We start from the raw sequence: 26,414 nt of genomic DNA on the forward strand, positions 1-26,414 counted from the left end.
GGGATGTAGGCGGCGATCAGCCTCCGCCGATGGCGTGCACGATCTCCAAGCGGTCGCCCTGCTGCAGACGCAGCTCGGCGTACTCGCTGCGCGGCACCACCTCGAGGTTGCACTCGATGGCCAGACGGCGTTCCTGCAGGTGCAGGCGCGCCAGCAGTTCGGTCAGGCTGGTGCCGACCGGCAGTTGCTGCGCCACCCCGTTGATCTGCACCTCGATCATGCGCTCTCTCCTGCGTCTGGACTGTCGATGGCCCCATGCTCGGGCTATTTGCACGCGCTTTTAAGGGCCAGTCGGTAGTGCGCGGCTGGTCCAGTGGCGCGCTCGGCGGGCTGGCATCACGACTGGCGGATAACTGGTTCTAACCGCGACTGCGCCTTGCTCTTAGCTTCTGTTCCAGAGGAGGGCGGCCGCGTCAGGTTCGCCACCCGCCCGCCAACCAACAAGAACAAAGCCCCAGTCAGGAGGTAACCATGAACAACCCAGCCTACGAGTACGATGCAGCCGAGGCCTTGGCCAGTGACCGCGCCCACGTCTGGCATCACCTGTCGCAGCACAAGCCGCTGGAGCAGAACGATCCGCTGATGATCGTCGAAGGCAAGGGCATGCGTGTTTGGGACATCAAGGGTAATGAATACCTGGATGCGGTTTCCGGCGGTGTGTGGACCGTCAACGTCGGCTACGGCCGCGAGAGCATCGCCGATGCGGTGCGCGATCAGCTGGTGAAGATGAATTACTTCGCCAACTCCGCCGGCAATATTCCTGGCGCCCTGTTCGCCAAGAAGCTGATTGAGAAGATGCCGGGCCTGAGCCGGGTGTACTACTCCAACTCCGGTTCCGAGGCCAACGAGAAGGCCTACAAGATCGTGCGCCAGATCGCTCACAAGAAGTACGGCGGCAAAAAGTACAAGATTCTGTTCCGCGAGCGCGACTACCACGGCACCACTATCACCGCGTTGAGCTCGACCGGCCAGTTCGAGCGCAAGAACCAATACGGCCCCTTCACCCCGGGTTTCGTCGAGTTTCCGCACTGCTGCGAATACCGCTCGCAGTTCGGAGATGTGGCCGACTACGGGGTGCGCGCCGCGCTGGAAATGGAACGGGTGATCCTCGCCGAAGGACCGGATACTGTCGGTGCCGTGGTGCTCGAACCGATTACCGCTGGGGGTGGGGTGATCACTCCGCCGGCCGGTTACTGGGAAACTATTCAGGCGATCTGCAAGAAGTACGACATCCTCCTGCACATCGACGAAGTGGTCTGTGGCCTGGGCCGTACCGGTACCTGGTTCGGCTATCAGCACTACGGTATCAAGCCGGACATCGTGACCATGGCCAAGGGCGTGGCCAGCGGCTATGCGGCGATCTCCTGCACCGTGACCACCGAGGAAGTGTTCGAAGCGTTCAAGGGCGAGGCCGACGATCGAATGGGCTACTTCCGTGACATCAGCACCTTTGGCGGTTGCACCGCAGGCCCGGCGGCGGCGCTGGAGAACATGCGGATCATTGAAGAGGAAGGCCTGCTGGAGAACGTCACCCAGATGGGCGAGTACTTCTTGGCTCGCCTGCGTGAGCTGCAGGACAAGTACCAGGTAATCGGCGATGTGCGCGGCAAGGGTCTGTTCTGTGGCCTGGAACTGGTCAAGGACCGCCAGACCAAGGAACCGGTAGCGGAGAGCCTACCGATTGCCATCGTCGCCGACTGCATGCGCCAAGGGGTGATGATCGGGCGGACCAACCGCAGCTTCGAGCAGTTCAACAACACCCTGTGCTTCAGCCCGGCGCTGATCGCCACCAAGGATGATCTGGATCGGATCGTCGCGGCCCTGGACAACGCCTTTGGCCGCCTTGCAGCCAATCCATAAGGCTCGCCAAACCGTAGCGGACCGGGCACCCAGCTGAGCTGGGTGACCCGGTTTTGGCGTGTCTGCAGCGTTGAGTGCCGCGTGCTAGATAGTCTTGTCGAAGTGTTGTTGCTAGTCTGCTGGGCACTCGCCACGCAAGTGCTGGTAAGAGCATCATGAAGTGGCTGGCCGAGCCGTATGCGGCGCCAGCGCTTGTCGTTCGTTCAGTCGAGGCCGCTATGTTCCAGCTGTTCCATTTGTCTGCCGAAAAATCCACCAGCTTGCAACAGCAACTGCGCGAGCAGATTGCCCAGGTCATTCTCAACGGCAATATCCCGCTCGACAGCCCGCTGCCGTCCAGCCGCAAGCTGGCCAAACAGCTGAATATCGCGCGCAACACCGTGGTCCTGGCCTACGAACACCTGCTCGACGATGGCTACCTGTTGGCCCGTGAGCGCAGCGGTTACTACGTCAATCCAGACATGCTGGCGCGCAAGGTCGAGTCGCCGCGGGCGGCCCGGGACGAGGCCGGCGGCACTTCGCCAGACTGGTCGCAGCGGCTGGTGGTACAGCCCTCGCAGCAGCGCAACATGAGCAAACCACGCGACTGGCAGAATTATAAATACCCCTTTATCTACGGTCAGTTCGACCCGGCCCTTTTTCCTACCGCCAACTGGCGTGAATGCTGCCGCGACGCGGTGAGCATCCCGGCGATCCGCGATTGGGCTTCGGACCGCTTCGATAACGACGATCCCTTGCTGATGGAGCAGATCAGGACGCGCCTGTTGCCGCGTCGTGGGGTTTGGGCTTCGCCCGAGCAAATCCTGGTCACCGTTGGCGCGCAACACGGCCTGTACATGCTGGCGCGGCTGCTGCTGCGCCCCGACAGCCTGATGGGCATCGAAGATCCGGGCTACATGGACATCCGCAATATCGCCATGCTCAACCCGTCACGGGTTCAGCCGCTGGCGGTGGACAACCATGGCCTGGTGCTCAGCGATGAGCTGAATGGCTGCGACCTGATCTATACCACCCCCAGCCACCAGTGCCCGAGCACAGTGACCATGCCCCTGGAACGTCGCTACGAACTGTTGCAGCGGGCCAATGAGCACGATTTTCTGATCATCGAGGACGACTACGAGAGCGAGACCAACTTCAAGGCCAACCCGATCCCAGCGCTCAAGAGTCTTGATAAGAATGATCGAGTGCTCTACGTCGGCAGCCTGTCGAAGACCCTGGCGCCGGGCCTGCGAGTTGGCTATCTGGTTGGGCCCGAAGCCTTGATCCGCGAGGCGCGCGCTCTGCGTCGGCTGATGGTGCGCCATCCGGCGGCGAACAATCAGCGTTCGGTGGCGCTGTTTCTCGAGCGCGGCTACCACGATGCATTGATCATGAGCCTGATGCGTGCCTACCAGGAGCGTCATCAGCAGATGGGCGACGCCCTGCATGAGTACCTGCCGGAGTCCTCCCAGGAACCGAGCTTTGGCGGCTCCTGCTATTGGGTCAAGGGCCCCGACAGCCTGGATGCACGACGCCTGCAGCAGGAGGCCGCCGTCCACGGCATCCTTATCGAACCCGGTGATATCCATTTCTACGGCGATCAGCCGCCGCTCAACTACTTCCGGCTGGGCTACTCGTCGATTCCCGCCGAGCGCATCCGTCCGGGGATCAAACTGCTCGCCGAGCTGATCCAGCAGCTCAGCTAAAGCGCTGTCGTTGAACCTGAACCGCTGATCTCGCTCGCCTCGGGCGGGGGGCATAACCGTGCTCGCAGTTTGTTGCGCCCCTGCCGCAGGGCGCTTGCGCCTGCTCGCTAAGCGGGACTTTCCTGGCGCAACAGCTGGTCCGCAACTGGTTCTATCTGCCTCTTTCTCCGCGCTCCTACTCTAGCGCCAAGCCAGCCCGTCCTTGCTTCAAGGCGAACAAGAGACGGCTCGCTCGACTTGCCCCAAGACTCCATCACAACAACAACGGGAGAGATCGGCATGCTTATTGGAGTTCCTAAAGAGATCAAGAACCACGAGTACCGCGTCGGTATGGTACCTGCCAGTGTGCAGGAGCTGACCAGCCGTAGGCATGTGGTGCTGGTGCAAACCCAGGCTGGCGCCAGCATCGGCTTCAGCGACGAGGATTACCGCGCAGCTGGCGCGACTATCGCCGCCAATGCCGAAGAGGTGTTTGCCAACGCCGAGATGATCGTCAAGGTCAAGGAGCCACAGGCCAGCGAGCGCAAGCAACTGCGCCGCGACCAACTGCTGTTTACCTACCTGCACCTGGCCCCGGATCGCGAGCAGACCGTCGACCTGATGGAAAGCGGTGCCACCTGCATCGCCTACGAGACCGTGACGTCTAGCCGTGGCGGCCTGCCGCTGCTGGCGCCGATGTCGGAAGTGGCCGGGCGGATGTCGATCCAGGCCGGCGCCAGCTGCCTGGAGAAATCCCGTGGCGGGCGTGGCGTGTTGCTCGGCGGCGTGCCGGGCGTGGCATCGGCCAAGGTGGTGATCATCGGTGGCGGTGTGGTCGGCTCGAATGCCGCGCGTATGGCCTTGGGCATGGGCGCGCAAGTGGTGGTACTGGATCGCAGCGTCGAAGTGCTGCGCCGTCTGGTCAGCGAGTTCGGCACCCAGTTGCAGACGGTGCTGTCGACCCGCGCGGAACTCGAAGAGCACGTGCTCTCGGCCGACCTGGTGATCGGTGGCGTACTGATCCCCGGCGCTGCCGCGCCTAAGTTGGTCACCGCCGAAATGGTCCGCGCCATGAAGCCGGGTTCGGCGGTGGTCGATGTGGCCATCGACCAGGGTGGCTGCTTTGAGACCTCGCATGCCACCACCCACCAGGACCCCACCTACATAGTCGACGACGTGGTGCATTACTGCGTGGCCAACATGCCTGGCGCGGTGGCCCGTACCTCCACCCTGGCACTCAACAACGCCACCTTGCCGCACATCGTCGCCTTGGCCGACTTGGGCTGGCAGGAGGCACTACGCCGTGACCCGCATCTGGCCAACGGCCTGAACATCTATGCCGGACAGGTCACCTGCCCGGAAGTGGCCGAGGCCCTCGGCTATCCCTGTGCGCCCATGCCGCTCAACGGCTGAGCCCCGAGTAACCGGCGGCCCAGCCGCTGTACCTTAAGTAACGAGAGGAATATCGACATGCCACGCATGACACCCAGCGAAGCAATGGTAGAAACCCTGGTCGCCAACGGCGTCACCGACGTCTTTGGCATCATGGGCTCGGCCTTTATGGATGCGATGGATATCTTCGCTCCGGCCGGCATCCGTTTTATCCCGGTGGTCCACGAGCAGGGCGCCGGTCACATGGCCGACGGCTTCTCGAGGGTCAGTGGTCGTCACGGCGTGTGCATCGCTCAGAACGGCCCTGGCATCACCAACTTCGTCACCGCCATCGCCGCCGCCTACTGGGCGCACAGCCCGGTGGTAGTGATCACTCCGGAAACCGGCTCGATGAGCCAGGGTCTCGGTGGCTTCCAGGAAGCCCAGCAACTGCCGTTCTTCGAGACCATCACCAAGTACCAGGCCCATGTGCCTAATCCGGCGCGGATGGCCGAACTGACCGGGCGCTGCTTCGATCGGGCCATGCAAGAAAACGGTCCGACCCAACTGAACATTCCGCGTGACTTCTTCTACGGCGATATCAACGTCGAGATTCCCACGCCGATCCGTATCGAGCGCAGCGCCGGCGGCGAGCAGAGCCTGGCCGAAGCGGCCCAGCTGCTGGCTGGGGCGAAGAACCCGGTGATCATCTCCGGTGGTGGCGTGGTCATGGGCGATGCCGTCGAGGCCTGCCAGGCGCTGGCCGAATACCTCGGTGCGCCGGTGGTCAACAGCTACCTGCACAACGACTCCTTCCCGGCCAGCCATCAGCTGTGGTGCGGCCCGCTCGGCTATCAGGGTTCCAAGGCGGCAATGAAACTGCTGTCGCGCGCCGACGTGGTATTGGCCCTCGGTACTCGCCTGGGCCCATTCGGCACCCTGCCGCAGCACGGCATGGACTACTGGCCGAAGCAGGCCAAGGTGATCCAGATCGACTGCGACTCGAAAATGCTCGGCCTGGTGAAGAAGATCACCGTGGGCATCTGCGGCGACGCCAAGGCCGCGGCGGTCAATCTGCTCGCTCGCCTGGAGAACCTCGACGTCCTGTGCCTGGAAAACAAGGGCGCGCGTGCCGAGGAAATCGCCAGGGAAAAAGCCGACTGGGAAACCGAGTTGAACGGCTGGATCCACGAGAAGGACGAATACTCGCTGGACATGATCAAGGAGCAGAGCGGCGAGGAGGGCAGCTACCTGCACCCACGTCAGGTCCTGCGTGAACTGGAGAAGGCCATGCCGGCCGACGCCATGGTCTCCACCGACATCGGCAACATCAACTCGGTGTCCAACAGCTACCTGCGCTTCGAAAAGCCTCGCTCGTTCTTCGCCGCCATGAGCTTCGGCAACTGCGGTTATGCGCTGCCGACCATCATCGGCGCCAAGGTCGCCGCACCGCACCGCACTGCGATCTCCTACGCCGGCGACGGCGCCTGGGGCATGTCGATGATGGAAATCATGACCTGCGTGCGTGAGAACATCCCGGTCACCTCGATCGTGTTCCACAACCGTCAGTGGGGCGCGGAGAAGAAGAACCAGGTGGACTTCTACAACCGTCGCTTCGTCGCAGGCGAGCTGGAAAACCAGAGTTTCGCTGGCATTGCCCGCTCGATGGGGGCCGAAGGCGTCACCGTCGACCGTCTGGAAGACGTCGGCCCGGCGCTCAAGGCCGCTTGCGAGGCACAAAAGGCCGGCAAGACCACGGTGATCGAGATCATGTGTACCCGCGAACTGGGCGATCCGTTCCGCCGCGATGCGCTGTCCAAGCCGGTGCGCTTCCTCGAGAAGTACAAAGACTACGTCTAAGACCGGCTTGTGCCGAACACCTGCCGCTAGCGGCCTATGTGGCTGGCTCGGCTAGCCGTACAGACCTCAAGGAACACTGCAGCGGCGCCTTCGGGCGCCGTTGCAGCTTCGACTGCGAACAATCAGGAATCCAAGCATGTTGAGCACTATTCCACGGGAATGCCCGGCGTTCCTGCTCGATCGGGCCAAGGCCTTGCCGCGCGTGGTTACGGCGGTGATCAATCCGGTCAATCTGCTAAGCCTGAACAGTGCCAAGCGGGCCTGCGATGAAGGGCTGATCGAACCGGTACTGGTCGGTGATCAGGCGCAGATCCGCGCCCTGGCCGAAGAACTCGACTGGGACCTGCACGACCTGCGCCTGCTGCACGCCAGTGAGGAAGGACAGAGCGCCGAAATCGCCTGCAGCCTGGCTGGAGCCGGTAACGCGGCGGCTCTTATGAAGGGGCATCTGCACACCGATACCCTGCTGCGTGCAGTGCTCAAGCGCGAACTCGGGCTGCGTACTGCCAGCCGTCTCAGCCATGTGTTCCACATGACCCTGCCAGGCAGCAACAAAGCATTGTCGATCACCGATGCGGTGATCAACGTGCAGCCGACGATCATTGACAAGGTGCATATCGCCCGCAACGCCATCGACCTGATGCACGCACTGGGCTATGAGATGCCGCGTATGGCGGTGCTGTCCGGTACCGAGGAAGTGACGCGCAGCATGCCGTCCAGCCAGGATGCCGCCGAGCTGGTCAAACTGGCGGCGATCGGCGCCCTGCGCGGCGCCTGCGTCGAAGGACCGCTAGCCTTCGACAACGCGGTGTCACTGGAGGCAGCGCGGATCAAGGGCATCGGCGGCGAGGTGGCGGGCAATGCCGACATCCTGTTGGTGCCGAACCTGGAGGCCGGCAACTTTCTGTTCAAACAGATGGTGTATTTCATGAGTGCCACGGCCGCCGGCCTGGTGCTGGGCGCGCGGGTGCCGATCATCCTCACCTCGCGTGCCGACCCGCTGGAGGCGCGCCTGGCGTCCTGCGCCCTGGCTTCCATTTTTATTGATTATTGTCGGCAGTCGCGAAGCCGCTTGCTGGCTGGCTAAGCAACCCTGCGACCGAAGGAGAACCACGATGGCTGTGCAACGTTATGGCTTTATTTTCAAGGCGCCTGGCATGCAGTTCCTCACCCACAACGGGCGCCTCGAGTCCGACACCTTCGCGGCGACCCTGTGCGGCGTGGCGGGGGTCGAGGAGGCGGTGCTGGTAGCGCAGGAATTGTTGACCCGGCATGTGCAACTGATCGAACTGTGCGGCGCCTTCACCGAGGCCGAAGTCGCGCAGATCCGCGTAGCCATCGACGACCGAATTCCAGTGGCCGCCGTGCACTACAGTCCCGAAACGCGCCAGCGCCTGCAGCAGAGCTAGGCCTGAGCCCGGCCTGTAGGCGCCAGCATGCTGGCTCCTGCCTGTGCGCCTCAAACCGGACTACTGATGTTGTCTTCAGACTGGGATGGCGGAGTGAGCAGGAACTACTTCAACCTGCCAGGCGGCCAACACCCGCCGACGCCACCAGTCGCTGCCTTCGATCAGCTGGCGGATCAGCGCCTGCTGCTGCGCGTCACCGGCGAACTGCTGGGGGCGCGGCAATACCGGTAGCTGGGAGAGCAGGGCTTGGTAGACCTGTAGCTGTTCGTCGATGCTTTGCCGAGGGTCGTTGGGGCAGGGCAGTAGCGGCAACTGAGGGCACAGGTAGAACAGCAACTGGCGGGTTGCCGTGTGCACGTGCTCGCTGGCGAACAACGCCAGGCTGCACGACTTGAGCAGCTCTGCGGCCAACGACAGGCCCTCGGCGCCACGGCTTTCGGCGATTTTCCCCCAGCGTGGCGCCAGCTCCTGGCGAATGAAGCCATCCAGGCGCGCGGCCAGTTCATCCACGCTCAAACCCTGAAAATCCAGTCCAGAGCAATCTTTGAGGATGCGCAGGTAGGTCTTGTCGACCAGGGTGCGGCCGGCGTTTTGCCAGCCGCAGCCGGCGGCCTTGACCAAGCTGCCATAGAACTGCAGCAACAGGGCGTTCTCGCTGCTGCGCACATCCCTGCCCGAGGCAAACGCCGGATGTGGTTGCTGCCAGGCCTGGCGCAGGCGTTCGCCGAGCTGGATGAGGCGCAGGTTATCCAGGGTCATGTGTGTCTCCGCGTGGCTTGGCACGCCCTCAAGGGTTGATTTGCCTGCAGTCCCGCCGCTCAGGCCGGAAGACGCTGCGCACATCACTATAGGTCGACCAGCCAAGGCCGATTAGCACCAGCTGCCGGCTTCTGTCTGGGCCAAGCGCGCAGGCGTCGGCTGGACCCTACGACGGTGTTGGGGTGGTCCTAATGGTGCGGCGGGGCTTTCTCTAGCATCGAAACCCAGTGATTTCATAGCCACAGGGTGTAGGTGAGCACATGACAATAAAACAGCACCACACAATCCCGCCCATGCACAGCCAGTCGCTGGACGAGACGCAGCCGTCGGCGTCCTGGCTCATACGCCGCAAACAGAAACTCAACCTGTTACTGCCGGGGATCATCGCCTCGGCGATAGTCGCCGCCAGTGCCGCCTTCCTCTCCGAGCATTACGGTGCCCCGGTGATGTTGATGGCCTTGTTGCTGGGCATGGCGCTGGGCTTCCTCTCCGAGGAAGGGCGTGCGGTCGCGGGTATTCGCTTCACCTCCAGCACCATCCTGCGGATCGGCGTGGCGCTGCTGGGCATGCGCATCACCGTTGAGCAGATTCTCTCGCTGGGTGGCACGCTGATGGCGGTGGTGATCGGCGCAGTGTTCTTGACCATCAGTTTTGGCATCCTCCTGTCTCGGCTACTCGGCCAGTCACGCGATTTCGGCATTCTCAGCGGCGGCAGCGTAGGCATCTGCGGCGCCTCGGCGGCGCTGGCGATTTCCGCAGTACTGCCGCAGAACAAGGACAGCGAGCGCAACACCATCTTCACCGTTATCAGCGTGACCGCGCTGAGCACCATCGCGATGATCGCCTACCCGCCGATCGCTCAATGGTTCGGCCTGGACGCCCAGCAGGCCGGGGTATTCCTCGGCGCGACCATTCACGATGTGGCCCAAGTGGTCGGTGCCGGCTACAGCATGTCGGACGAAACCGGCGATACCGCAACCGTGGTCAAGCTGTTGCGCGTGGCGATGCTGGTGCCGATCGTATTCAGTCTGTCGTTACTGCTGCGTCAGCGCAGTGACGGTGGTCCTCGCCCGGCACTGCCGTTGCCCTTGTTCATCATCTTCTTCGTGCTGTTCGTCGCCATTAACAGCAGTGGTGTGACCTCGGCACAGGTGCAGGAGTTTGCCAGCGATGTGTCGCGCTGGTGCCTGATCACGGCCATCGCTGCACTGGGGATGAAAACTTCACTGAAGTCGCTGCTGGAAGTCGGCTGGCGTCCGGCGACCCTGTTGGTCAGTGAAACCGTGTTTCTCGCCACGCTGATTCTGTTCGCGGTGAAGTGGCTGGGCTGAAGCAAGCGCCAGAGGTGACTTGCACACGCCCCGCCTGATCAGCAGGCTGCCGCCCGGGCGGTAACTGCAAGGGTACGCCGACTGGCGTGCCCAGCAATGGAGGCGGTATGAGTCTGCAGGTGCATGGTTTTTTTCTGCTGTGCGTGGCTCTGGCCACCGTCGCTCAGAGCCTCACCGGTTTCGCCTTCGGCCTGATCCTGCTGGGGCTGGTCGCCACCCTGCAAGTGGTGCCGCTGACCGAGGTGGCGGTGGTGATCAGCATCCTCACCCTGGGCAACGCCATGGGCACCCTGGGCGGGCCGAAGCCGCAGCTGGACCGGGCGGTGTTGATGCCCGTGCTGCTGAGCAGCCTGCTCGGGGTCAGCCTGGGCATCTGGGGACTGGGCGCCCTGGACGATACGCAAGTCGCCTGGCTGCGCCTGTTGCTGGGTGGGGTGATCATCGCCGGCAGCCTGATGCTGGTGGTGCAAAGCAAGCCGCAGGCGCAACTGTCCGGGCAACCCTCGTTCTGGCTGGCCGGAGGCCTGTGCGGGTTGCTCAATGGCCTGTTCTCTAGTGGCGGGCCGCCGATCGTCTATCACCTGTACCGCCAGCCCTTGGGCTACGAGGTCATTCGCAACACCCTGATCACGGTGTTCGCCGCCAACGCTGCGGCGCGCCTTGGCCTGGTCATGGCGCAAGGGCAGCTGAGCCTGTCTACCCTGTGGCTGAGTGCCGAAGCCTTGCCGCTGGTACTGCTGGTCAGCTGGTTGGTGCGCCGTTATCCGCCGAGGCTGTCCCTGCGAGCGGTGCGCTGGCTGGTCTTCGTGCTGATGGCGCTGGCCGGCGTCAGCCTGATCTGGGACTCATTGCCGGGGCTGTTGGCGGCACGGCCTGCCTGAGCCCCGGCCGCGCGCCGGTCATCCAGAGCGCCGGCCAGTGACGCTCGAAAATCTTTCGTTGTGTATACCCGGTCGCGGTTCGATATACCGAGTCTTCTGCTCCACGGTCCCATGTTTTTTGTGGCTTGAGATTCGTTGATGTTACGCCTGGCTACTCGCTGTGCTGCCATCCCCCAAAACAGGCGAGGGGCGGTCGCGTCAGGTCATGTGCAGCGAGGTGGAAGGGTTTCGCTAAGCTGTGACCGGTGAGTTCAGCAAGTCATGACCGCCTGTTTCGGAACATGCTGGAAATCGGTCACGCGTTAGCGAAACGACCGCTCGCGGCGGGCCGAATTACGCCGTACTCGGCACGCCAAAGCAGGAAAACCGGCGAATGCCGGTTTTCCTGGAGTGGCGGGGGCTGCAGTCGATTCAATCGAATCTCAGCAGTTACCCTTTTTGGCTTGGCCCGGTGGGCAATGAGGTGGGCCGCCACCGCCACCGTTGTCACCAATATCGATGCCGATGCCGGGTAAGCGCAGGCTACAGCCCGAGATCAGCAGGCCCGCCAGAACAACAGCCATGATACGTACCAACATTTAGCAATTCCTTTCATACGATGCCCGGGGTGGGCAGAGGTGGTCGCCATGACGGCCGCCACCAGGGTTTTCATGCATTTGTCGTCCGCAGCTAAACACCTCGCGCTCACGCGAGCCCAGTCGAGCTTGAGTTTCTGATGGGGAATACGCCGCAAGTCACCAGGGGTATGCGGGCGTAAGGGCGCTGGCGGGCTGGTTCAGGGGCAACTATACGGCATGTCAGGCAATGCGCATGACTATTCATGCAGCCGCGTGCGGCCAAGCGAGGCGCTCAATATCGCGACACATGGATGGGTCATGCCGCCTGTTTGCGTCCGGTGGCGCGTTGGCGTGGTGGCTGCCATGACCGCGTACGATTGGCTGCTCATGAAAGCCGCTCCCAGATCTCGGCATTGGCCAAGTCCTGCGTGGTGGCGTGCTTCGACTGGCCGTAGATGGGATCGAGCGCGTAGCTGTCGCCCGCCTCAAAGGCAGCCGAGTAGCGTACGCCGCTGGGCTTGTGCAGGTAGCACTCGGGGCGGTTGCACTGTGCATTGATGCGTTGCACTTGGGACGAATCGGTCATGCCGCTCATTGTCTGTCCTTCTGCAGCTGGTGCTGCTCCGGTTTCTTCAGAGTCTGTTCCAGGCCCTGGCTGGGGTCTGTGCGCTATCGAACATTCGCGCGGTTGAGCGGGAGTCGCCGGGCTTGATGCCATGCGCCGCTGACGACGAATGCGCAGATTCAACCAGAATGAAAAACCCCTGAAGCGCGGGCTTCAGGGGTTTTGCTTGCTGCGCGGGGGGAGGGTCTGTCGGCTTATTTGCGCCGCCACTGGCCTTGCCATTGGATGTACTGACCGGGTGGGGTCTTTTCGATGGCTTTCTTGCCGGCGATGGCTTCCACGTCGCTGAGCTGGATGCCGTTCTGGGTCGCCAGTTTCTGGTATTCGGCGCGGCGGGCCTGGTTGATCAGACGGGCGATTTCGTCCACATCGGGGCCGGGTTTGACTACCCCGAGGTAGCCGTTGGGCATTTCGCCGAGTTGGCCGCTGGCCTTGGCGTCGCCGAGGGCGGACATGGCGTCGTTGAGGTTCAGGGCCAGCACCGGCAGGCTCAGGCTGAGCAGCAGGAACAGGCTGACGATTCGTTTTGACAGGCTCATGGTGTGGCTCCTTAGAACAGTCCGCTGGACTCGCTGAACATGCCGTCCAGCGCCTTATCCACCTTGATGTAGATTTCGTGCTCGATCTTCACGTTGAGGTTGATATTGATCGGCTCGTTAGGCATCGCCAGCTGCACCGTGGGGGTACAGGCTACGCTCAGCAGGCCCATCAGCAGGGCGGCGAAACAACTACGCAAGCGCATGGCGCTTCTCCTTGATTAAGGCTCCTTCGGGGATGCTGCATTGCGCTCCAGCATACGCTGCTGCACCCGTTGCTTGATGATCTCGTTGACCTTGTCGGTCAGTTGCAGGCTGGCCAGCAGGGTCGGGATGTCTTCCTCCAGGTTGATGTTGAAGTGGATCGGCCGGCCCCGTTCGATTGCCGGGTTACGGCCTTCCAGGCGCATGGCCAGGAGCAACTTGCCTTGCCGATCATAGTCGACCTGGCTGGTCAGTGTCGTGAACTGAAAGTCTTCCAGAGATTGCGTCACCAGTTGCATGGCCGGGTTGCTGCGCCCCAGTGCCCTGATGCGCTCCGAATGAAACTCCAGGCGCCCGCCCGGGGCGCGCGCGTGCAGTTGTCCCTGTTCGATCTCGATGCCGGCGGGGCCGATGCTCAGCGGCAGTTGGCCGTCGATGAGGCCGCTGCCCGCCAGGCCCTCGGCCGGGTAGAGCGTGAAGAGCTGATTGAGGTCGAGGCCTTGCAGATGCAGGGGAAACACCAGCGTGCGCTGCTGCAGGTCCCACCGGCCGGGATCGAGGCGGAGCATGCCGCCCATGACTGCAGCCTGGGCCTGTTGCAGCTCAAGCAGACCCTGGCCGGGTTGGGCGCGTGCCGCCTTGTAGGTGCCGCGCAGCAGCGCCGGGCCGATGGGCATGCCCGGGTCGACCTGCTCCAGGCGCAGTTCGTTCAGCTGGAGCTGGAGCTGGCGCTGATCAAGGTGCAGTTGCAGGCGCGCATCCAGGCCGCTGAGTTCGCTGCGGTCATAGATGCCGGCCAGGCCTTTGCCGCTGAGTTCAAGCTGTAGGTCGGGCAAGTCGCGGCCCGGGGCGAGGCTGAGGCTGGCGTTGCCGCTCAGGCGGCCGTTGTTGAAATCGAGCAGCGCCGGCCAGTCCGTCAGGGTTGTGCTCAGGGGGTTGCCGGCGCGCAGAAACACTTCAGTCAGCTGCGCCTGTAGCCGCAGGCCCTGGCGGCTGTCGTGTTGCAGTTGCACGGCCAGCTGCAGATCGGTATCTGCCGCCACCTTGCCGTTGAGCTCGAGCTGTTGTTCGGTGGCCGTTAGCGTGCCTTGCCAGCGCCAGCCCTGGGGCTTGAGGAGGGCGTGCTCGAGGCGTCGGGCTGCCAGCGTGGCGGGGCCCTGCAGGCGCCACGTCTGCAGGGTGCCGGCCTGGTGCTGCGCGTGCAGCTGCAGGTCCTGGGTGGTGGCACTGACCTGGGCCAGACGCAGGTCTGCACTGCTCAGTTGGCCCAGCTCGAGTTGCGAGCCTTTGCTCAGGTTGAGGCGCAGTTGCTCGCTGTCCAGGTAGCCGTTGAAGTGCAGCGTGGCTTTCAGGTCGCGCAGTTGCCAGTCGTCGACCGCCAAGCCCGGGCTGCTGACCTTGAGCTGCGCCTTGTCCAACTGCGCGGCCCAGGGCGCTGCGTTGGCCAGGGCCAGATTGGCCTGCAGGTCGAATTGGCTAACGCCGCTACTGGTCAGGCTGATCGCCAGTGGCAGCGAGCGCTCGGCCAGGTTGCCGGGTAGCTCTGCGAGTGGGCTGGACGCTTGAATTCGCAGGTGCAGCGAGTCGGGGTGCAAGGCGGCCGGCAGCGCGCTCAGCCACTGGGCGGGCACTCTATCCAGTTGCAAGTCGGCGGCCAGGCGTTCGGCGAACCATTGACCGCCGACGCCGCGGGCGGCGACGCCGAAGGTGCCTTGCACCCGACCCGCGCCCGGGATGGGCCAGGGCTCAGGCAGGCTGGCGCTGGCGTTGACTTGGCCACTGGCGCTACGCAGTCGCTCCAGGCTCAGGGCGCCGGAGGCCAGCTGTAGCTGCCAGGTCGCCGAGAGTTGCGCCGCGCTCGGGGCACTGGGCAGTCGTTCGCCGGGGGCGAGCGCCCACTGGCTGAGCCAGTCCTGCAAGGCTGCGGCCTGGCTGAGATCGGGCGCGCTCAGGTCGCCGCTCCATACCGGGCCGGCAGGGCTGTTGCGCAGGCTGCTGTGCAGGCTCAGTTGGCGTTGCCCGTCGACGGCCAGGGTCAGTTGCAGATCCGCCGCCTGGGCGTCGCCCTGCAGCTGTGCGCGCCATGCCTGCTGTTGCTCGCGGTGTTGCAGGTTGAGCAGCAGTTCCAGGGCTCGCGAGGTATCTTGCGTCTGCTTCAGTTGCAGGTCGCCTTGCAGCGTGCAGCGCCCGCTGGCGCAGGGCAGTTCGGCCGTGAGCTGCTCGATGTGCAGGCTGAGCGGCAGCCAGGCCAATGCTGTCGCCAGTTGCTGCAGATCGGGCGCGGTAGTAGCGGTGGGCTCCTGCTGGCTATTCTGCACGGCGGGGTGCCGGGCCACGGCGAGACGCGCGAGGCGAATATGCTGCCAGAAGGGCGGTGTCAGGCTGAATTGCTGCCAGCCCAGGTGCAGTTGCTCCGCATTGACCCGGGTGACGCCGGTACTGGCGCGCTGCTCGAGGTCGAGGCGAGCCAGGCCGATACCGGTGAGCGACAGGCTTGCCCCCTGCCAGTCGAACTGGTGAATCGCGTGACGCTCGAGCAGGCGCAGCCAGCTGTAGTAGCTGTAACCGCCAAGCAGCACCAGCAGCATGAGCACGTTGATGATTCGCAGCCCGGAACGCCGGCTGATCATGAGTACATTTCCATTGTGCTGAGGGCAGGACGTTAACCCATGAGCCGGGGGCTGCCAATCAACCGCTGGCCGGTCGTTGAGAAATTGGCGTGCTCGCCATCGACCATGCCGCGTCCATGGCTATTGCTGTTGGCGGCGACCCGCGACCATCGGTCGCAGCTCGATGAGCAGGCCAGGATCACCGAGCCAGGGCGAGGCGGGCAGGCCATGTTGCAGGGTTGACGCTATTGCCCGCGATACCCGGGCGTTTAGCGGTTATATGTCTGGAGATGCCTGAAAAGTTGCCGTCAGAAATTGTTCTGGAGGCTGGCTGGCGGCCGATATTGTCCCGGCTGAACGGTTCTGGATGATTGACACGGCGAGAGCGGGCCTTACTGATCCGCAACACCGCGTGAAGGGTGCGTTTTGGCCGGGAAATGCCCCTAAACAGGGCGTTCGGGGCGTGCAGTGGAAAAACTTGTGCACAATTACGAAGCGCCTTGTCAAGGCTGCATTTGTGATTGATGTAAATCCTTGATTCTTTATGGTGATTTTTTAAGTCAATGAAAAATATGAATTTTTTATGCTGGTGAAAAAATCATCAGTTTGACTTCAGGCCCCATAACATAGGCGATCAGGCGTCTTGCTCCCATGTTATCCACTGAGTTATCCACAGCTTCTGTGGATTGTCCCAGGCGCCCGCTCTAGCACGCCGCTGAACGAGTTTTTCGGGCTTTACCTCGGCGAAAAAAGGAGTAGAGTGCCCGCCTTTCCTGCTATCGCTGCTTCTTATGTCACGCGCATTGCCCCGTTTATCCGCTGCAACATCCCCTGTTAGCCCTCGCTTGCCGATGCGCGTTGCGCTCTGGCTGCTGGACAGCTCGCGTTTCGGTCAGGCGACAAGCGTCAAGCGCTTCGCCGGTCAGTTGCTCAAGCAGCCGGCACGTCAGGGTGTGGTGTTGGCCCAGAGCCGGCTGGGGCAATTGCTCTGCCACGACTGCGGCAATCCCCGCGACCGGCGTATCGGCTTCGGATTGTTGCGCCAGGCCGCACGTTCCGGCGATCGCCAGGCCCAGCTTGAGCTGGGCCGGCTGTACAGCCAGCCGCGCAGCAATGAAACATTGCAGGCGCGCCACTGGCTGGAGCTGGCAGCGGCACAGGGTTCGCTTGAAGCCAGGCAGCTGCTGAACGGTCTCTGATCCGCGTCTGAGCGTTCTGCGTGGGGCCGGGCTGGGTATACTGCCCGGCAATCTTGCGCGGAGCCGCTTATGCCCATCGATTTACCTTCTCAGCTACCTGCGCTGCTGCTCGGCCTGGCTCTGGCTGGCCTGCCGCTACTGGCGCTGGCCTGGGCGCTGCAACGGCGTGCAGCCAATGCGCAACTCGAGTCCAGCCTGCTGCAGGAGCGTCTGGGCAGTGCCCAGTTGGCTCAGGCCGGCTTGAGTGCGCAGCTCGATGAATGCCGCCAGGAGATCGCCGAGATCAGCGAGATCAAGGCCGACCAGCAAGCCGAGTTGGCGGCCAAGCGGCGCGAGACCGAACTGCTCCAGCACGAGCGGCAGATCGCCCGCGAGGCCGCCCTGGCCTGGCACTCCCAACGTGAGCAGCAGGAAGCCGAACTGCGACGCCTGAGCGCCGAACGGGCGGCCTTGAGTGCCGAGTTGCGTGAGCAGCAGGGCAGCCACCAGCAGCGCCTGGACGACCTGCAGGGCTCGCGCGACGAGCTGCGGGCGCAGTTCGCCGAGTTGGCCGGGAAGATCTTCGACGAGCGTGAGCAACGCTTCGCCGAGACCAGCCAACAGCGCCTGGGCCAGTTGCTCGATCCGCTCAAGGAGCGCATCCAGTCCTTCGAAAAACGCGTCGAGGAGAGCTACCAGCAGGAAGCTCGCGAGCGCTTCTCGCTGGGCAAGGAACTTGAGCGTCTGCAGCAGCTCAATCAGCGTCTGGGCGATGAAGCGACCAACCTGACCCGTGCCCTGCAAGGCCAAAAAATCCAGGGTAATTGGGGCGAGCTGGTGCTGGAGCGGGTGCTGGAACATGCCGGGCTGGAGAAGGGGCGCGAATACCAGACCCAGGTCAGCCTGAAGAGCCCGGACGGCCAGCGTTTCCAGCCCGATGTGCTGATCCAGCTGCCGGGCGACAGGCAGGTGGTGGTGGATGCCAAGGTCAGCCTGACGGCCTACCAGCAATACATCGCCGGCGCAGACGAACCAATCCGGCAACAGGCCCTGAAACAGCATGTGCTGTCACTGCGTGGTCATTTGAAGGGCTTGTCGCTGAAGGATTACCAGCGCCTGGAAGGGCTGCACAGTCTGGATTTCGTGCTCTTGTTTGTGCCGATAGAGGCGGCCTTCGCCGCCGCTCTGCAGGCCGATGACGGCTTGTTCCAGGAGGCCTTCGAGCAGCACATCGTGATTGTTAGTCCGACCACCCTGCTGGCGACCCTGCGGGTGATCGACAGCCTCTGGCGCCAGGAGCGCCAGGGCCAGAACGCGCGCGAGATCGCCGAGCGCGCCGGGGCGCTGTACGACAAGTTCGTCGCCTTCATCCAGGATCTGGACGAAGTCGGCGCACGCCTGCAGCAGCTGGACAAGGCCTATGCCGCGGCGCGCAACAAGCTGTGCGACGGTCGCGGCAATATCATCAGTCGGGTGGAGAATCTCAAGCTGCTCGGTGCCCGCGCGAGCAAGAGCCTGCCGCCCGAGTTGCTCGAGCAGGCGGCCGGCGTGGCGGTGCTGGATGAGGCGGCAGAGTAGGGTCGGCACAAGGCGCGCATGCAAAACGCCGAGGTTGCGTAGGAAACCCGCTCGTTCTCAAACCAGCAGCAGTACTGCCGCGCCCGCCAGCAGGCCTGCGGCCATCACCGGCAGGGTGCGCAGGGCCAGCTGACGGCCGCCGATCAGAGCGATCAGCAAGCCCTTGACCAGGCTGTTACTCAGAACCGCGAGGAAGATGCCCTGCACCGCGACCTGGGGAGCCAGCTCGGTCTTGGCGCTGCGTGCCAGGGTCAGGGTGATGGGGTCCACGTCGGCAAGTCCGGAGAGCAGCGCCACCAGGTACACACCAGCATCGCCAAGCCAGCGTCGGGCGCCTTCCGCCAGAAACAGGATCAGCACCAGCAGCGCGGCAAAGCGCAGTGCCGAGCCCAGCTCGAAGGGGTTCTTCAGCGGCGGTTCGGCGCTTTCCTCTCGCGGGTCGCCGGCCAGACGGAAATACACCAGCGCGCCCCCGGCATAGACCAGGGCCGCCACGCCCAATGGCCAGAGCAGGCGCGGCAGCAATTGGGCATTGATCAGACCGACTTCCAGCAGTACGCGGGGGAACATCAGTGCCGAGGTTGCCAGCAGGCCGCAGGCCAACATGGCGTGCAGGCTGCGCTCCTGGTTCAGGCGGGCGAGGGTGATGGTCATCGCGGTGGAGGAGACAATGCCGCCCAGCAGCGCGGTGATCAGCAGGCCGTGGCGGGTGCCGACCAGGCGAATGGCCACATAGGCGGCAAAGCCGAGGCCGGCGATCAGCACCACCATCCACCAGGTGACGTAGGGGTTGAACACCTGCCAGGGGCCGTAGCCCTGGTTGGGCAGGGCCGGCAGCAGCACCAGGGAGATGAACAGCAGTTTCAGTACCCCCGACAGTTCCGCCTCGCTGAGTCGGCGCAGAGCACCGTGCAGGGTACGTTTGAGGCTCAGTAGCAGTGCCACCGCCACGGCACCGGCGGCGGCCAGAGGAGGATGTCCGGCGACTGCCAGGCTACCGAGGATGAAGGTGATCAGCATCGCCACTTCGCTGGTCAGACCGCGGTCGCCCAACTGCATCAGGTCGCCGAAGTAGGAGGCGAGTACCAGGGCGGCGAAACCGACGAAGATGACTGCCCAGGCGACCACGCCGAAGTGTTCGCCGAGCAGCATGGCGAAACCGCCGAGCAGGCCGCTCAAGCCAAATGTGCGGATACCGGCGGCCAGGTGGCCGTCCTCGGTGTTGCGCTCCTGCCAGCCGCGTTCGGCACCAATCAGCAGGCCTGCCGCCAGCGCACTGGCGAAGTTCAGTAGGGTGTCGAGAGCCTCGGGCATGCTGCGTCCTTGAACGGGGCTTGATGCTGGCAGTCTAGCCAGTCGCCGGGGCGATGTATTGCGGCAGGTCAGTGGGTGAGTGTTGCGGTCACTGGCAATCGCGGCTGAAGCGGAGTGCCGCCCAGCCGCTCCCACGGCGAAAGCGCGTTGCTCCTTGTGGGAGGGGCTTGAGCCGCGAGCGGTTCCCGCGGCCAGCCTAGCGCAACGTCAGGTGGCGGCTGAGCAGGGCGCGCAGGGCGGCCGGTTTGACCGGTTTGGCCAGGTAGTCGAGGCCGGCGGCGTGGACTTCGGCGATCAGTTCGGGGCGGCCGTCGGCGCTGATCACCACGCCTGGCACCGGCTCGCCCAGGCGGGTGCGCAGCCAGGCCATCAGCTCGGTGCCGGTCTCGCCTTCGTCGAGGTGGTAGTCGACCAGGGCCAGGTGCGGGCGCACATCCTCGCTGAGCAGGTGTTCGCATTCCAGGCGATTGCGCGCGGTCCAGACCTGGCAACCCCAGCGCGACAGCAGGCTGTGCATGCCGGTGAGGATGCTGTCCTCGTTGTCGATGCACAGCACCTGGCTGCCGGTCAGCAACTGGCCGTTGAGTTCGGCGCTGGCTGGCTTGGGTTTGGCCGGCGGGGTGCGGGCCAGCGGTACGGTGACGCTGAACACGCTGCCCTTGCCCGGCCAGGAGCGCACCTCCAGCTTGTGTTCGAGCACCCGACACAGGCCGTCGGCAATCGCCAGGCCGAGGCCGAGGCCTTTTTCGGCGCGGGTCTGGTGGCTGTCCAGGCGCTTGAATTCCTCGAAGATGACCTTGCGCTTGTCTTCTGGGATGCCCGGGCCGCGATCCCAGACTTCCAGGCGCAACTGCCCGCCCGAGCGGCGCACGCCCAGCAGCACGCGGCCTTTGGCGTAGCGGAAGGCGTTGGTGAGGAAATTCTGCAGCACCCGGCGCAGCAGCTTGCTGTCACTGTCCACGCGCAGGCGGCTGCCGCGCAGGCGGAAGTCGATGCCGCATTCGGCGGCCAGTACCTTGAACTCGGCGCCCAGGGTATCGAACAGGTTGTTGAGCACGAAGGCATTGCGCTCCGGGGTGATGCGGCCATTTTCCAGGCGCGAGATGTCCAGCAGATCGCTGATCAGGTCTTCCGCCGAGCGCAGCGAGCTGTCCAGGTGGCGCACCAGTTCCTTGGTTTCGTGCGGCAGGGCGTCTTCCTGGTGGGAGAGTGCGGCGGAGAACAGCCGGGCGGCATTCAGCGGCTGCATCAGGTCGTGGCTGACCGCGGCGAGGAAGCGGGTTTTAGACTGGTTGGCCGCCTCGGCCACGCCCTTGGCCTCGGTCAGCGCCTGATTCAGTTGCGACAGCTCATGGGTACGTTCGATGACCCGCTGTTCCAGGCCTTCGTTGGCGTCCTTGAGCGCGCGCTCGGCCTCGCGGAACTCGGTGATATCGGTGAAGCTCATGACGAAGCCGCCGCCGGGCATCGGGTTGCCGATCAGTTCGATCACCCGACCGTTGGGGAAGGTGCGCTCATACGTGTGGGCGGTGCCCTGGCGCATCCAGTGCAGGCGCCTGGCGATGCTTTCCTCGACATCGCCGACGCCGAGCATGCCGCGTTCGGCGTTGAAGCGGATGATCTCGGCAATCGGTCGGCCGACGTAGATCAGGCCGTCCGGGTAGTCGAACAGCTCGACGTACCTATGGTTCCAGGCCACCAGGCGCAGCGCCTGGTCGACCACACTGATGCCCTGGGTGATGTTCTCGATCGCCCCCTGCAGCAGGGCGCGGTTGAACTGCAGCACCTCGCTGGCCTCGTCGACGATGCGCACCACATCCTCGACCTGCATCTCGCGCCCTTCGATGGCCGCCTTGACCACCGCGCGGGTCGAGGAAGCGCCGAGCACGCCGGCGAGCAGGCGTTCGGTGTGGGCGATCCACTCGCTGTTGGCCGGCAGGTTGGGGTTGAAGCTCTGGCCCTGGCGGTAGGCGCAGCGCATGAAGCTCTGTTGCGCGCGCTCCTCGCCGACGAAGCGACTGGCGAGGATCAGCAAGTCGTTGACCTGGACCGCCAGCAGGCTGCGGTTGCTCGGCTTGGCACCGAAGTCGTGGCCGATGAAGCGACCGGCCTGCCAGTGTTCGGAAACCCGCGTGCGGGAGAACCAGGACACCCAGGCAAACAGCAGGAAGTTGCCGGCCAGCGACAGCACCACGCCGCGGGTCAGAGCGTCGACCTGGAAGCCGATCGGCGCGTAGAGCAGGCCTTGCAGGCCGGGCAAACTGTCCAGCGACCAGCCCAGGCTGCGTGCCACCAGGGGCATGACCAGGGTGTAGAACCAGATCAGTGCGCCGAAGATCATCCCGGCGAACACGCCGCGGCGGTTGGCCTGCTTCCACACCAGGGCACCGAACATGGCCGGTGCAAGCTGGCCGATGGCGGCGAACGAGACCTGGCCAATGGTCGCCAGGCTGGCGTTGGAGCCGAGCAGGCGGTAGCAGACATAGGCCAACAGCAGGATCAGCACGATGCTCACCCGTCGCGCCGTGAGCATCCAGTGGCGGAAGGCCTCGAACGGCCGTTCGGTGTTCTGCCGGCGCAGCAGCCAGGGCAGCAGCATGTCGTTGGAGATCATGGTCGACAGTGCCACCGAGGCGACGATGACCATGCCGGTGGCGGCCGAGGCGCCGCCGATAAAGGCCAGCACGGCCAGGGCCGGATGCGCCTGGGCCAGCGGCAGGCTGATGACGAAGGAGTCCGGGCTGACCCCGGCCGGCAGCAGCATCTGCCCGGCCAGGGCGATGGGCACGACGAACAGCGCGGCGAGCACCAGGTAAGCCGGGAACACCCAGCGCGCCAGGAGCAGGTCCCGCGGTTCGATATTCTCCACCACGGTGACGTGGAACTGCCGCGGCAGGCAGATGATGGCGATCGTCGACATGCCGGTCAGCGTCATCATTGCTGGCCAGTTCACTGTCTCGGCCCAGAAGTCGTCGAGTGCGGGGGTGTTGCGGGCCTGGTCGAACAGGTCGCCGAAACCGTTGTACAGCCCGTAGGTGACGAAGGCGCCGACGGCGAGGAAGGCCAGCAGCTTGACCAGTGATTCGAAGGCGATCGCCAGGACCATGCCGCGGTGGTGTTCGGTGACGTCGAGGTTGCGCGTGCCGAACAGGATGGTGAACAGCGCCAGGACCAGCGATACGATCAGTGCGGTGTCCTGGGCGCGGGTGCCCGTGGAGTCGGCACCGGCGCCAATCAGCAGGTTGACCCCGAGCACGATGCCCTTGAGTTGCAAGGCGATATAGGGCAGCACGCCGACCAGGCAGATCAGCGCCACGACTATCGCCAGGGCCTGGGATTTGCCGTAGCGCGCGGCGATGAAGTCGGCGATCGAGGTGATGTTCTCCTCTTTGCTGATCATCACCATCTTCTGCAGCACCCAGGGGGCGAACAGCATGAGGATGATCGGCCCCAGGTAGATCGGCAGGAATGACCAGAGCTGCTCGGCGGCCTGGCCGACCGCGCCGAAGAAGGTCCAACTGGTGCAGTAGACCGCCAGCGACAGGCTGTAGACCCAGGCGCGCATGCGCGGCGGCAAGGGCGCGCGGCGGCGGTCGCCATAGAAGGCGATGGCGAAGAGAATGGCCATATAGGTCAAGGCGACCGCAGCGATCAGCCCGCTGGACAACGACATGGGGACTCCGACAGCAAACTATATGGGACTTGTCCGGTCTTAATGCAGGTGCCGATCACGGCCCCTCTCAAGACGAGACAATACTTCAAATGAATGCTCAGCAGTGTCGCAGCAAAGTGCCGTGCCGTCAGGCGCGACCAAGGTCGCAAGCCGGTCGGCTGCCACCTCTTGGCAATTGTGGTCGGGCGCCTGCCCTGTTAGCGTGGCGCGCTTGCGTCTAGTCGGAGGAGGGAGCCCATGTTCAAGCCGCAATTGATTACCCTGCAGCGCGGTGCGCTGCGTATCGAACCGATGCTTGATGCCGATATTCCGGCACTGGTGACCCTGGCCGAAGCCAATCGCCAGGAGCTGATCCACATGAGTGGCACCCAGCGCCTGGACTGGTACCGCCAGGGCTTGCTCGACCAGCGTGAAGGCAAGGCGTTGCCGTTCGTCATCCGTCTCGGTGAGCAACTGGTGGGTACCACCCGGTTCGGCGACTTCATGCCGGCGCTGCCCGCCGCCGAGATCGGCTGGACCTGGCTCGATCACAGCCAGCACGGCACCGGCCTGAACGCCATGGTCAAGTACCTGATGTTGCGCCATGCCTTCGAGAACTGGCGCATGGTCCGTGTGCAGTTGAAAACCGCCGCCAGCAACCTGCGTTCGCAGCGCGCGATCGAAAAACTCGGTGCACAACGCGAGGGCGTGTTGCGCAATCATCGCCGACTGGCCGACGGACGCCTGGACGACAGCGTGCTGTACAGCGTCACCGACCAGCAGTGGCCGGCGCTCAAGCAACAGCTGGAGGCGCGTTTCAGCGGTTGATCGATGGCACGGACCGAGGTTGAGCGCACACGTTTCTGGACCTCGCGCGAGTTGCACGGGGTCGAGCTGCTGCATGCCCACTACATCGAGCAGCGCTTCACCCCGCATGTGCATGAGGGGTTTGTCTTCACCGTGATCGAGCAGGGCGCGCAGTCGTTCCGTCATCGTGGCAGCGACCACCTGGCGCCGGTCGGCAGCATGGTGCTGATCAACCCGGATGAACTGCACACCGGCTCCAGGGCCCATGAACAGGGCTGGCGCTACCGCGGTTTCTACCCGGATAACCACCTGGTTGGCGGGGTGTTGGCCGAGCTGGGACTGGACACGGGCGGCCTGCCGTCGTTTGCCGACAGCGTATTGCATGACCCGCAGCTGCACCGCATGTTCGCCGAGTTGCATCGGTTGCTCGACAGCCGGGCCAGTGCCTTGCAGCAGCAGACCGCCTGGCGCGAGGCGATCCTGGCGCTGTTCCAGCGACATGCGCGCATTCCGGCTGGCCGCGCGCCAGGACACGAACCCCGGGCCGTGGCGCGGGCCAAGGATTTGCTCAGCAGCCAGCTGGCCGAACCACCGTCGCTGGAAGCGCTGGCCCAGGCGGTCAACCTCTCGCCTTTTCATTTCGCCCGGGTGTTCCGCCGCGCCACCGGCCTGCCGCCCCACGCCTGGCTGATGCAGCGCCGCCTGGAGCAGGCGCGCGGCCTGCTGAAAAACGGCTGCACGCCACTGAGCGTGGCCATGCAATTGGGCTTCGCCGACCAGAGCCACCTGAGTCGGCAATTCAAACAGACCTATGGCGTCGGCCCGGGCGCCTACCGCAAGGCCTGCAGCGGCCGGCCCGGGTAGGTTGCGCGGGCCGCCTAGGCCGTGCGCACCGGGGGTGGCGGGTATTTGGTGCGCACGGCGCACCCTACGGGTCGAGGTCATCCTGGCAATGATTTCGCGATGGTTCTCTGTGTGCCGGCGACGCTCACTCCCCATGCAGGCGGCCCGCCGCTATTTGACTGCGCAAGATCGTTCAAGACCGTCCTCAGGGCTGCGGTGTAACCTGCGCAGCTCAAGGAGGATCCATGTCCCGTCAACACGAGTTCGCCCAGGGCGCCCGCGACATGCTGCCGATGTTGCTCGGCGCCATACCCTTCGGCATCATTTTCGGCAGCCTGGCCGGGGCCGCCGGCCTGAGCGCCTGGCAGGCCCTCGGCATGTCGCTGCTGGTGTTCGCCGGCTCGGCGCAGTTCATCGCCATCAGCCTGCTTGGCGCCGGTACCGGCCTGGCCGTGCTGCTGCTTACCACCCTGGTGGTCAACCTGCGCCACGCCCTGTACAGCGCCAGCCTGCAACCCTTTGTGCGCCATCTGCCCAAGCGCTGGCGCATGCCGCTGGCGTTCTGGCTGACCGACGAGGCCTACGCGGTGGTGCTCAATCGCTACACCGAGTCCGACAGTTCGCCGCACAAGCACTGGTATTTCCTCGGCGCGGCGCTGGCCATGTACCTGAACTGGCAGCTGTGCACCCTGGTCGGCGTGCTGTTCGGCCAACGCGTGCCGAACCTCGCTGCCTGGGGCCTGGACTTCGCCATGCTGGCAACCTTTATCGGCATCGTCGTACCCATGTTGCGCTCTCGTCCGCAGGTGGCGGCGGCGCTGGTGGCCGGCGCGGTGGCACTGGCCTGCCATGCCTGGCCGTACAAGCTCGGTCTGCTGGCTGCGGCGTTCAGCGGGATCGTCGTCGGCGTGCTGCTGGAGCGACGTAGCGAAGTGGACGTGGAGGCGCTGGCCTGATGGACAACTGGTTATTGATCTTCGGCATGCTGGCGATCACCTTTTCGATTCGCTACAGCCTGTTCGCCTTTCCCGACCTGCGCTTCCCGCCGCTGGTGCGCCAGGGCCTGCATTTCGTGCCGACCGCGGTGCTCACCGCCATCGTGCTGCCGGGCATGCTGCTGCCGGACGGCCGGCACTGGGCGCTGAGCCTGGACAATGCCTACCTGTGGGCGGGGCTGGCGACTATCGCCATCGCCGCCGTTACCCGGCACCTGCTGGCGACCATTGGCGGCGGTCTGCTGGTGTTCTTCCTGTTGCGCTGGGCGCTGGGCCAGTTGCCGCTCTGAGATCGGTGGTTTTGCCCGCTGCCCTCATCCGGCGCTGCGCGCCACCTTGACCCACAGGGATGTGGCGAATGCGGTACTCCCGCCGGCGACC

23 protein-coding genes are annotated in these 26,414 nt (G+C 64.3%); 14 read left to right on the top strand and 9 right to left on the bottom strand.

What is annotated here, in order from left to right:
• Nucleotides 1-16: 16 nt before the first annotated feature.
• Entirely contained in the window at nucleotides 17-217 is a 201-nt protein-coding gene (gene thiS, locus R3355_RS16610; RefSeq protein ID WP_318962301.1) for a sulfur carrier protein ThiS, read from the bottom strand.
• A 254-nt stretch (nucleotides 218-471) separates the two neighbouring features.
• Between thiS and R3355_RS16615 the strand changes: the two genes are divergently transcribed.
• The 6 genes from R3355_RS16615 (at nucleotide 472) to R3355_RS16640 (ending at nucleotide 8,164) form a co-directional block, all read left to right on the top strand.
• Entirely contained in the window at nucleotides 472-1,860 is a 1,389-nt protein-coding gene (locus R3355_RS16615; RefSeq protein WP_318962168.1) for an aspartate aminotransferase family protein, read from the top strand.
• 218 nt (nucleotides 1,861-2,078) lie between these two features.
• Nucleotides 2,079-3,545: a PLP-dependent aminotransferase family protein gene (locus R3355_RS16620; RefSeq protein ID WP_318962169.1), complete on the top strand. Its 1,467-nt coding sequence runs from the start codon at nucleotides 2,079-2,081 to the stop codon at nucleotides 3,543-3,545.
• Nucleotides 3,546-3,824: 279 nt separating this feature from the next.
• The gene (gene ald / locus R3355_RS16625; protein WP_318962170.1) at nucleotides 3,825-4,937 is read left to right on the top strand and encodes an alanine dehydrogenase; all 1,113 of its coding nucleotides are present in this window, start codon (nucleotides 3,825-3,827) and stop codon (nucleotides 4,935-4,937) included.
• A gap of 57 nt (nucleotides 4,938-4,994) precedes the next feature.
• Nucleotides 4,995-6,755, top strand: a complete 1,761-nt coding sequence (gene xsc / locus R3355_RS16630) for a sulfoacetaldehyde acetyltransferase (protein WP_318962171.1) — start codon at nucleotides 4,995-4,997, stop codon at nucleotides 6,753-6,755.
• Between the two features lie 136 nt (nucleotides 6,756-6,891).
• On the top strand, nucleotides 6,892-7,842 hold the full coding sequence (locus R3355_RS16635; RefSeq protein ID WP_318962172.1) for a bifunctional enoyl-CoA hydratase/phosphate acetyltransferase: 951 nt from the start codon (nucleotides 6,892-6,894) through the stop codon (nucleotides 7,840-7,842).
• Nucleotides 7,843-7,870: 28 nt separating this feature from the next.
• Complete coding sequence (locus R3355_RS16640; protein ID WP_318962173.1) at nucleotides 7,871-8,164, top strand: DUF6506 family protein; 294 nt, start codon at nucleotides 7,871-7,873, stop codon at nucleotides 8,162-8,164.
• 75 nt (nucleotides 8,165-8,239) lie between these two features.
• On the opposite strand, the gene R3355_RS16645 is transcribed toward R3355_RS16640, so the two are convergent.
• Nucleotides 8,240-8,923: a hypothetical protein gene (locus tag R3355_RS16645; protein WP_318962174.1), complete on the bottom strand. Its 684-nt coding sequence runs from the start codon at nucleotides 8,921-8,923 to the stop codon at nucleotides 8,240-8,242.
• A gap of 293 nt (nucleotides 8,924-9,216) precedes the next feature.
• Here R3355_RS16645 and R3355_RS16650 point away from each other — a divergent pair, with 293 nt between their 5' ends.
• Entirely contained in the window at nucleotides 9,217-10,254 is a 1,038-nt protein-coding gene (locus tag R3355_RS16650) for a YeiH family protein (protein ID WP_413243529.1), read from the top strand.
• Nucleotides 10,255-10,361: 107 nt separating this feature from the next.
• Nucleotides 10,362-11,135: a TSUP family transporter gene (locus R3355_RS16655; protein ID WP_318962178.1), complete on the top strand. Its 774-nt coding sequence runs from the start codon at nucleotides 10,362-10,364 to the stop codon at nucleotides 11,133-11,135.
• Between the two features lie 422 nt (nucleotides 11,136-11,557).
• Here R3355_RS16655 and R3355_RS16660 read toward each other — a convergent pair whose 3' ends face one another.
• The 5 genes from R3355_RS16660 to R3355_RS16680 form a co-directional block, all read right to left on the bottom strand.
• On the bottom strand, nucleotides 11,558-11,713 hold the full coding sequence (locus tag R3355_RS16660; RefSeq protein WP_318962180.1) for a hypothetical protein: 156 nt from the start codon (nucleotides 11,711-11,713) through the stop codon (nucleotides 11,558-11,560).
• A gap of 364 nt (nucleotides 11,714-12,077) precedes the next feature.
• Nucleotides 12,078-12,287: a hypothetical protein gene (locus tag R3355_RS16665; RefSeq protein ID WP_318962181.1), complete on the bottom strand. Its 210-nt coding sequence runs from the start codon at nucleotides 12,285-12,287 to the stop codon at nucleotides 12,078-12,080.
• Between the two features lie 224 nt (nucleotides 12,288-12,511).
• Nucleotides 12,512-12,856 (bottom strand): YdbL family protein, encoded by a 345-nt coding sequence (locus tag R3355_RS16670; RefSeq protein ID WP_318962183.1) that lies wholly within the window; start codon nucleotides 12,854-12,856, stop codon nucleotides 12,512-12,514.
• Between the two features lie 11 nt (nucleotides 12,857-12,867).
• Nucleotides 12,868-13,059: a YnbE family lipoprotein gene (locus R3355_RS16675; RefSeq protein WP_079202625.1), complete on the bottom strand. Its 192-nt coding sequence runs from the start codon at nucleotides 13,057-13,059 to the stop codon at nucleotides 12,868-12,870.
• Nucleotides 13,060-13,074: 15 nt separating this feature from the next.
• On the bottom strand, nucleotides 13,075-15,687 hold the full coding sequence (locus R3355_RS16680) for a YdbH domain-containing protein (RefSeq protein ID WP_318962185.1): 2,613 nt from the start codon (nucleotides 15,685-15,687) through the stop codon (nucleotides 13,075-13,077).
• A gap of 830 nt (nucleotides 15,688-16,517) precedes the next feature.
• Between R3355_RS16680 and R3355_RS16685 the strand changes: the two genes are divergently transcribed.
• Both R3355_RS16685 and rmuC read left to right on the top strand, forming a co-directional pair.
• On the top strand, nucleotides 16,518-16,865 hold the full coding sequence (locus R3355_RS16685) for a sel1 repeat family protein (protein WP_318962187.1): 348 nt from the start codon (nucleotides 16,518-16,520) through the stop codon (nucleotides 16,863-16,865).
• A 195-nt stretch (nucleotides 16,866-17,060) separates the two neighbouring features.
• The gene (rmuC, locus tag R3355_RS16690) at nucleotides 17,061-18,422 is read left to right on the top strand and encodes a DNA recombination protein RmuC (protein WP_318962302.1); all 1,362 of its coding nucleotides are present in this window, start codon (nucleotides 17,061-17,063) and stop codon (nucleotides 18,420-18,422) included.
• A 57-nt stretch (nucleotides 18,423-18,479) separates the two neighbouring features.
• Here the strand turns inward: rmuC and R3355_RS16695 are convergent, their stop codons facing one another.
• Both R3355_RS16695 and R3355_RS16700 read right to left on the bottom strand, forming a co-directional pair.
• Nucleotides 18,480-19,736: an MgtC/SapB family protein gene (locus R3355_RS16695; RefSeq protein WP_318962188.1), complete on the bottom strand. Its 1,257-nt coding sequence runs from the start codon at nucleotides 19,734-19,736 to the stop codon at nucleotides 18,480-18,482.
• Between the two features lie 196 nt (nucleotides 19,737-19,932).
• Nucleotides 19,933-23,409 (bottom strand): PAS domain-containing hybrid sensor histidine kinase/response regulator, encoded by a 3,477-nt coding sequence (locus tag R3355_RS16700; protein ID WP_318962189.1) that lies wholly within the window; start codon nucleotides 23,407-23,409, stop codon nucleotides 19,933-19,935.
• A 237-nt stretch (nucleotides 23,410-23,646) separates the two neighbouring features.
• On the opposite strand from R3355_RS16700, the gene R3355_RS16705 reads away from it, so the two are divergent.
• From R3355_RS16705 to R3355_RS16720, 4 genes are all read left to right on the top strand, one after another.
• Nucleotides 23,647-24,216: a GNAT family protein gene (locus R3355_RS16705; RefSeq protein WP_318962190.1), complete on the top strand. Its 570-nt coding sequence runs from the start codon at nucleotides 23,647-23,649 to the stop codon at nucleotides 24,214-24,216.
• Nucleotides 24,217-24,219: 3 nt separating this feature from the next.
• Nucleotides 24,220-25,059: an AraC family transcriptional regulator gene (locus R3355_RS16710; protein ID WP_318962191.1), complete on the top strand. Its 840-nt coding sequence runs from the start codon at nucleotides 24,220-24,222 to the stop codon at nucleotides 25,057-25,059.
• Nucleotides 25,060-25,283: 224 nt separating this feature from the next.
• Complete coding sequence (locus R3355_RS16715; protein ID WP_318962192.1) at nucleotides 25,284-25,994, top strand: AzlC family ABC transporter permease; 711 nt, start codon at nucleotides 25,284-25,286, stop codon at nucleotides 25,992-25,994.
• Nucleotides 25,994-26,323 carry an AzlD domain-containing protein gene (locus R3355_RS16720; protein ID WP_318962193.1) on the top strand — a complete coding sequence of 110 codons (330 nt, stop codon included), beginning with the start codon at nucleotides 25,994-25,996 and terminating at the stop codon, nucleotides 26,321-26,323. The genes R3355_RS16715 and R3355_RS16720 overlap by 1 nt, the downstream gene beginning before the upstream one ends.
• Nucleotides 26,324-26,414: the final 91 nt, after the last annotated feature.

This window comes from Pseudomonas sp. (assembly GCF_033723075.1).
In the GTDB taxonomy this organism is placed as follows: Bacteria; Pseudomonadota; Gammaproteobacteria; order Pseudomonadales; family Pseudomonadaceae; genus Aquipseudomonas.

Excerpts from the sequence above, each read along its gene's own strand:
- R3355_RS16620 (WP_318962169.1), top strand. The coding sequence starts at position 2,079 with ATGTTCCAGCTGTTCCATTTGTCTGCCGAAAAATCCACCAGCTTGCAA.
- R3355_RS16660 (WP_318962180.1), bottom strand. The coding sequence starts at position 11,713 with ATGTTGGTACGTATCATGGCTGTTGTTCTGGCGGGCCTGCTGATCTCG.
- R3355_RS16680 (WP_318962185.1), bottom strand. The coding sequence starts at position 15,687 with ATGATCAGCCGGCGTTCCGGGCTGCGAATCATCAACGTGCTCATGCTG.
- R3355_RS16685 (WP_318962187.1), top strand. The coding sequence starts at position 16,518 with ATGCGCGTTGCGCTCTGGCTGCTGGACAGCTCGCGTTTCGGTCAGGCG.
- R3355_RS16655 (WP_318962178.1), top strand. The coding sequence starts at position 10,362 with ATGAGTCTGCAGGTGCATGGTTTTTTTCTGCTGTGCGTGGCTCTGGCC.
- R3355_RS16645 (WP_318962174.1), bottom strand. The coding sequence starts at position 8,923 with ATGACCCTGGATAACCTGCGCCTCATCCAGCTCGGCGAACGCCTGCGC.
- R3355_RS16710 (WP_318962191.1), top strand. The coding sequence starts at position 24,220 with ATGGCACGGACCGAGGTTGAGCGCACACGTTTCTGGACCTCGCGCGAG.
- R3355_RS16720 (WP_318962193.1), top strand. The coding sequence starts at position 25,994 with ATGGACAACTGGTTATTGATCTTCGGCATGCTGGCGATCACCTTTTCG.
- R3355_RS16695 (WP_318962188.1), bottom strand. The coding sequence starts at position 19,736 with ATGCCCGAGGCTCTCGACACCCTACTGAACTTCGCCAGTGCGCTGGCG.
- xsc (WP_318962171.1), top strand. The coding sequence starts at position 4,995 with ATGCCACGCATGACACCCAGCGAAGCAATGGTAGAAACCCTGGTCGCC.
- R3355_RS16665 (WP_318962181.1), bottom strand. The coding sequence starts at position 12,287 with ATGAGCGGCATGACCGATTCGTCCCAAGTGCAACGCATCAATGCACAG.
- R3355_RS16650 (WP_413243529.1), top strand. The coding sequence starts at position 9,217 with ATGCACAGCCAGTCGCTGGACGAGACGCAGCCGTCGGCGTCCTGGCTC.
- R3355_RS16670 (WP_318962183.1), bottom strand. The coding sequence starts at position 12,856 with ATGAGCCTGTCAAAACGAATCGTCAGCCTGTTCCTGCTGCTCAGCCTG.
- R3355_RS16700 (WP_318962189.1), bottom strand. The coding sequence starts at position 23,409 with ATGTCGTTGTCCAGCGGGCTGATCGCTGCGGTCGCCTTGACCTATATG.
- R3355_RS16675 (WP_079202625.1), bottom strand. The coding sequence starts at position 13,059 with ATGCGCTTGCGTAGTTGTTTCGCCGCCCTGCTGATGGGCCTGCTGAGC.
- R3355_RS16705 (WP_318962190.1), top strand. The coding sequence starts at position 23,647 with ATGTTCAAGCCGCAATTGATTACCCTGCAGCGCGGTGCGCTGCGTATC.
- R3355_RS16635 (WP_318962172.1), top strand. The coding sequence starts at position 6,892 with ATGTTGAGCACTATTCCACGGGAATGCCCGGCGTTCCTGCTCGATCGG.
- R3355_RS16615 (WP_318962168.1), top strand. The coding sequence starts at position 472 with ATGAACAACCCAGCCTACGAGTACGATGCAGCCGAGGCCTTGGCCAGT.
- R3355_RS16715 (WP_318962192.1), top strand. The coding sequence starts at position 25,284 with ATGTCCCGTCAACACGAGTTCGCCCAGGGCGCCCGCGACATGCTGCCG.
- ald (WP_318962170.1), top strand. The coding sequence starts at position 3,825 with ATGCTTATTGGAGTTCCTAAAGAGATCAAGAACCACGAGTACCGCGTC.
- R3355_RS16640 (WP_318962173.1), top strand. The coding sequence starts at position 7,871 with ATGGCTGTGCAACGTTATGGCTTTATTTTCAAGGCGCCTGGCATGCAG.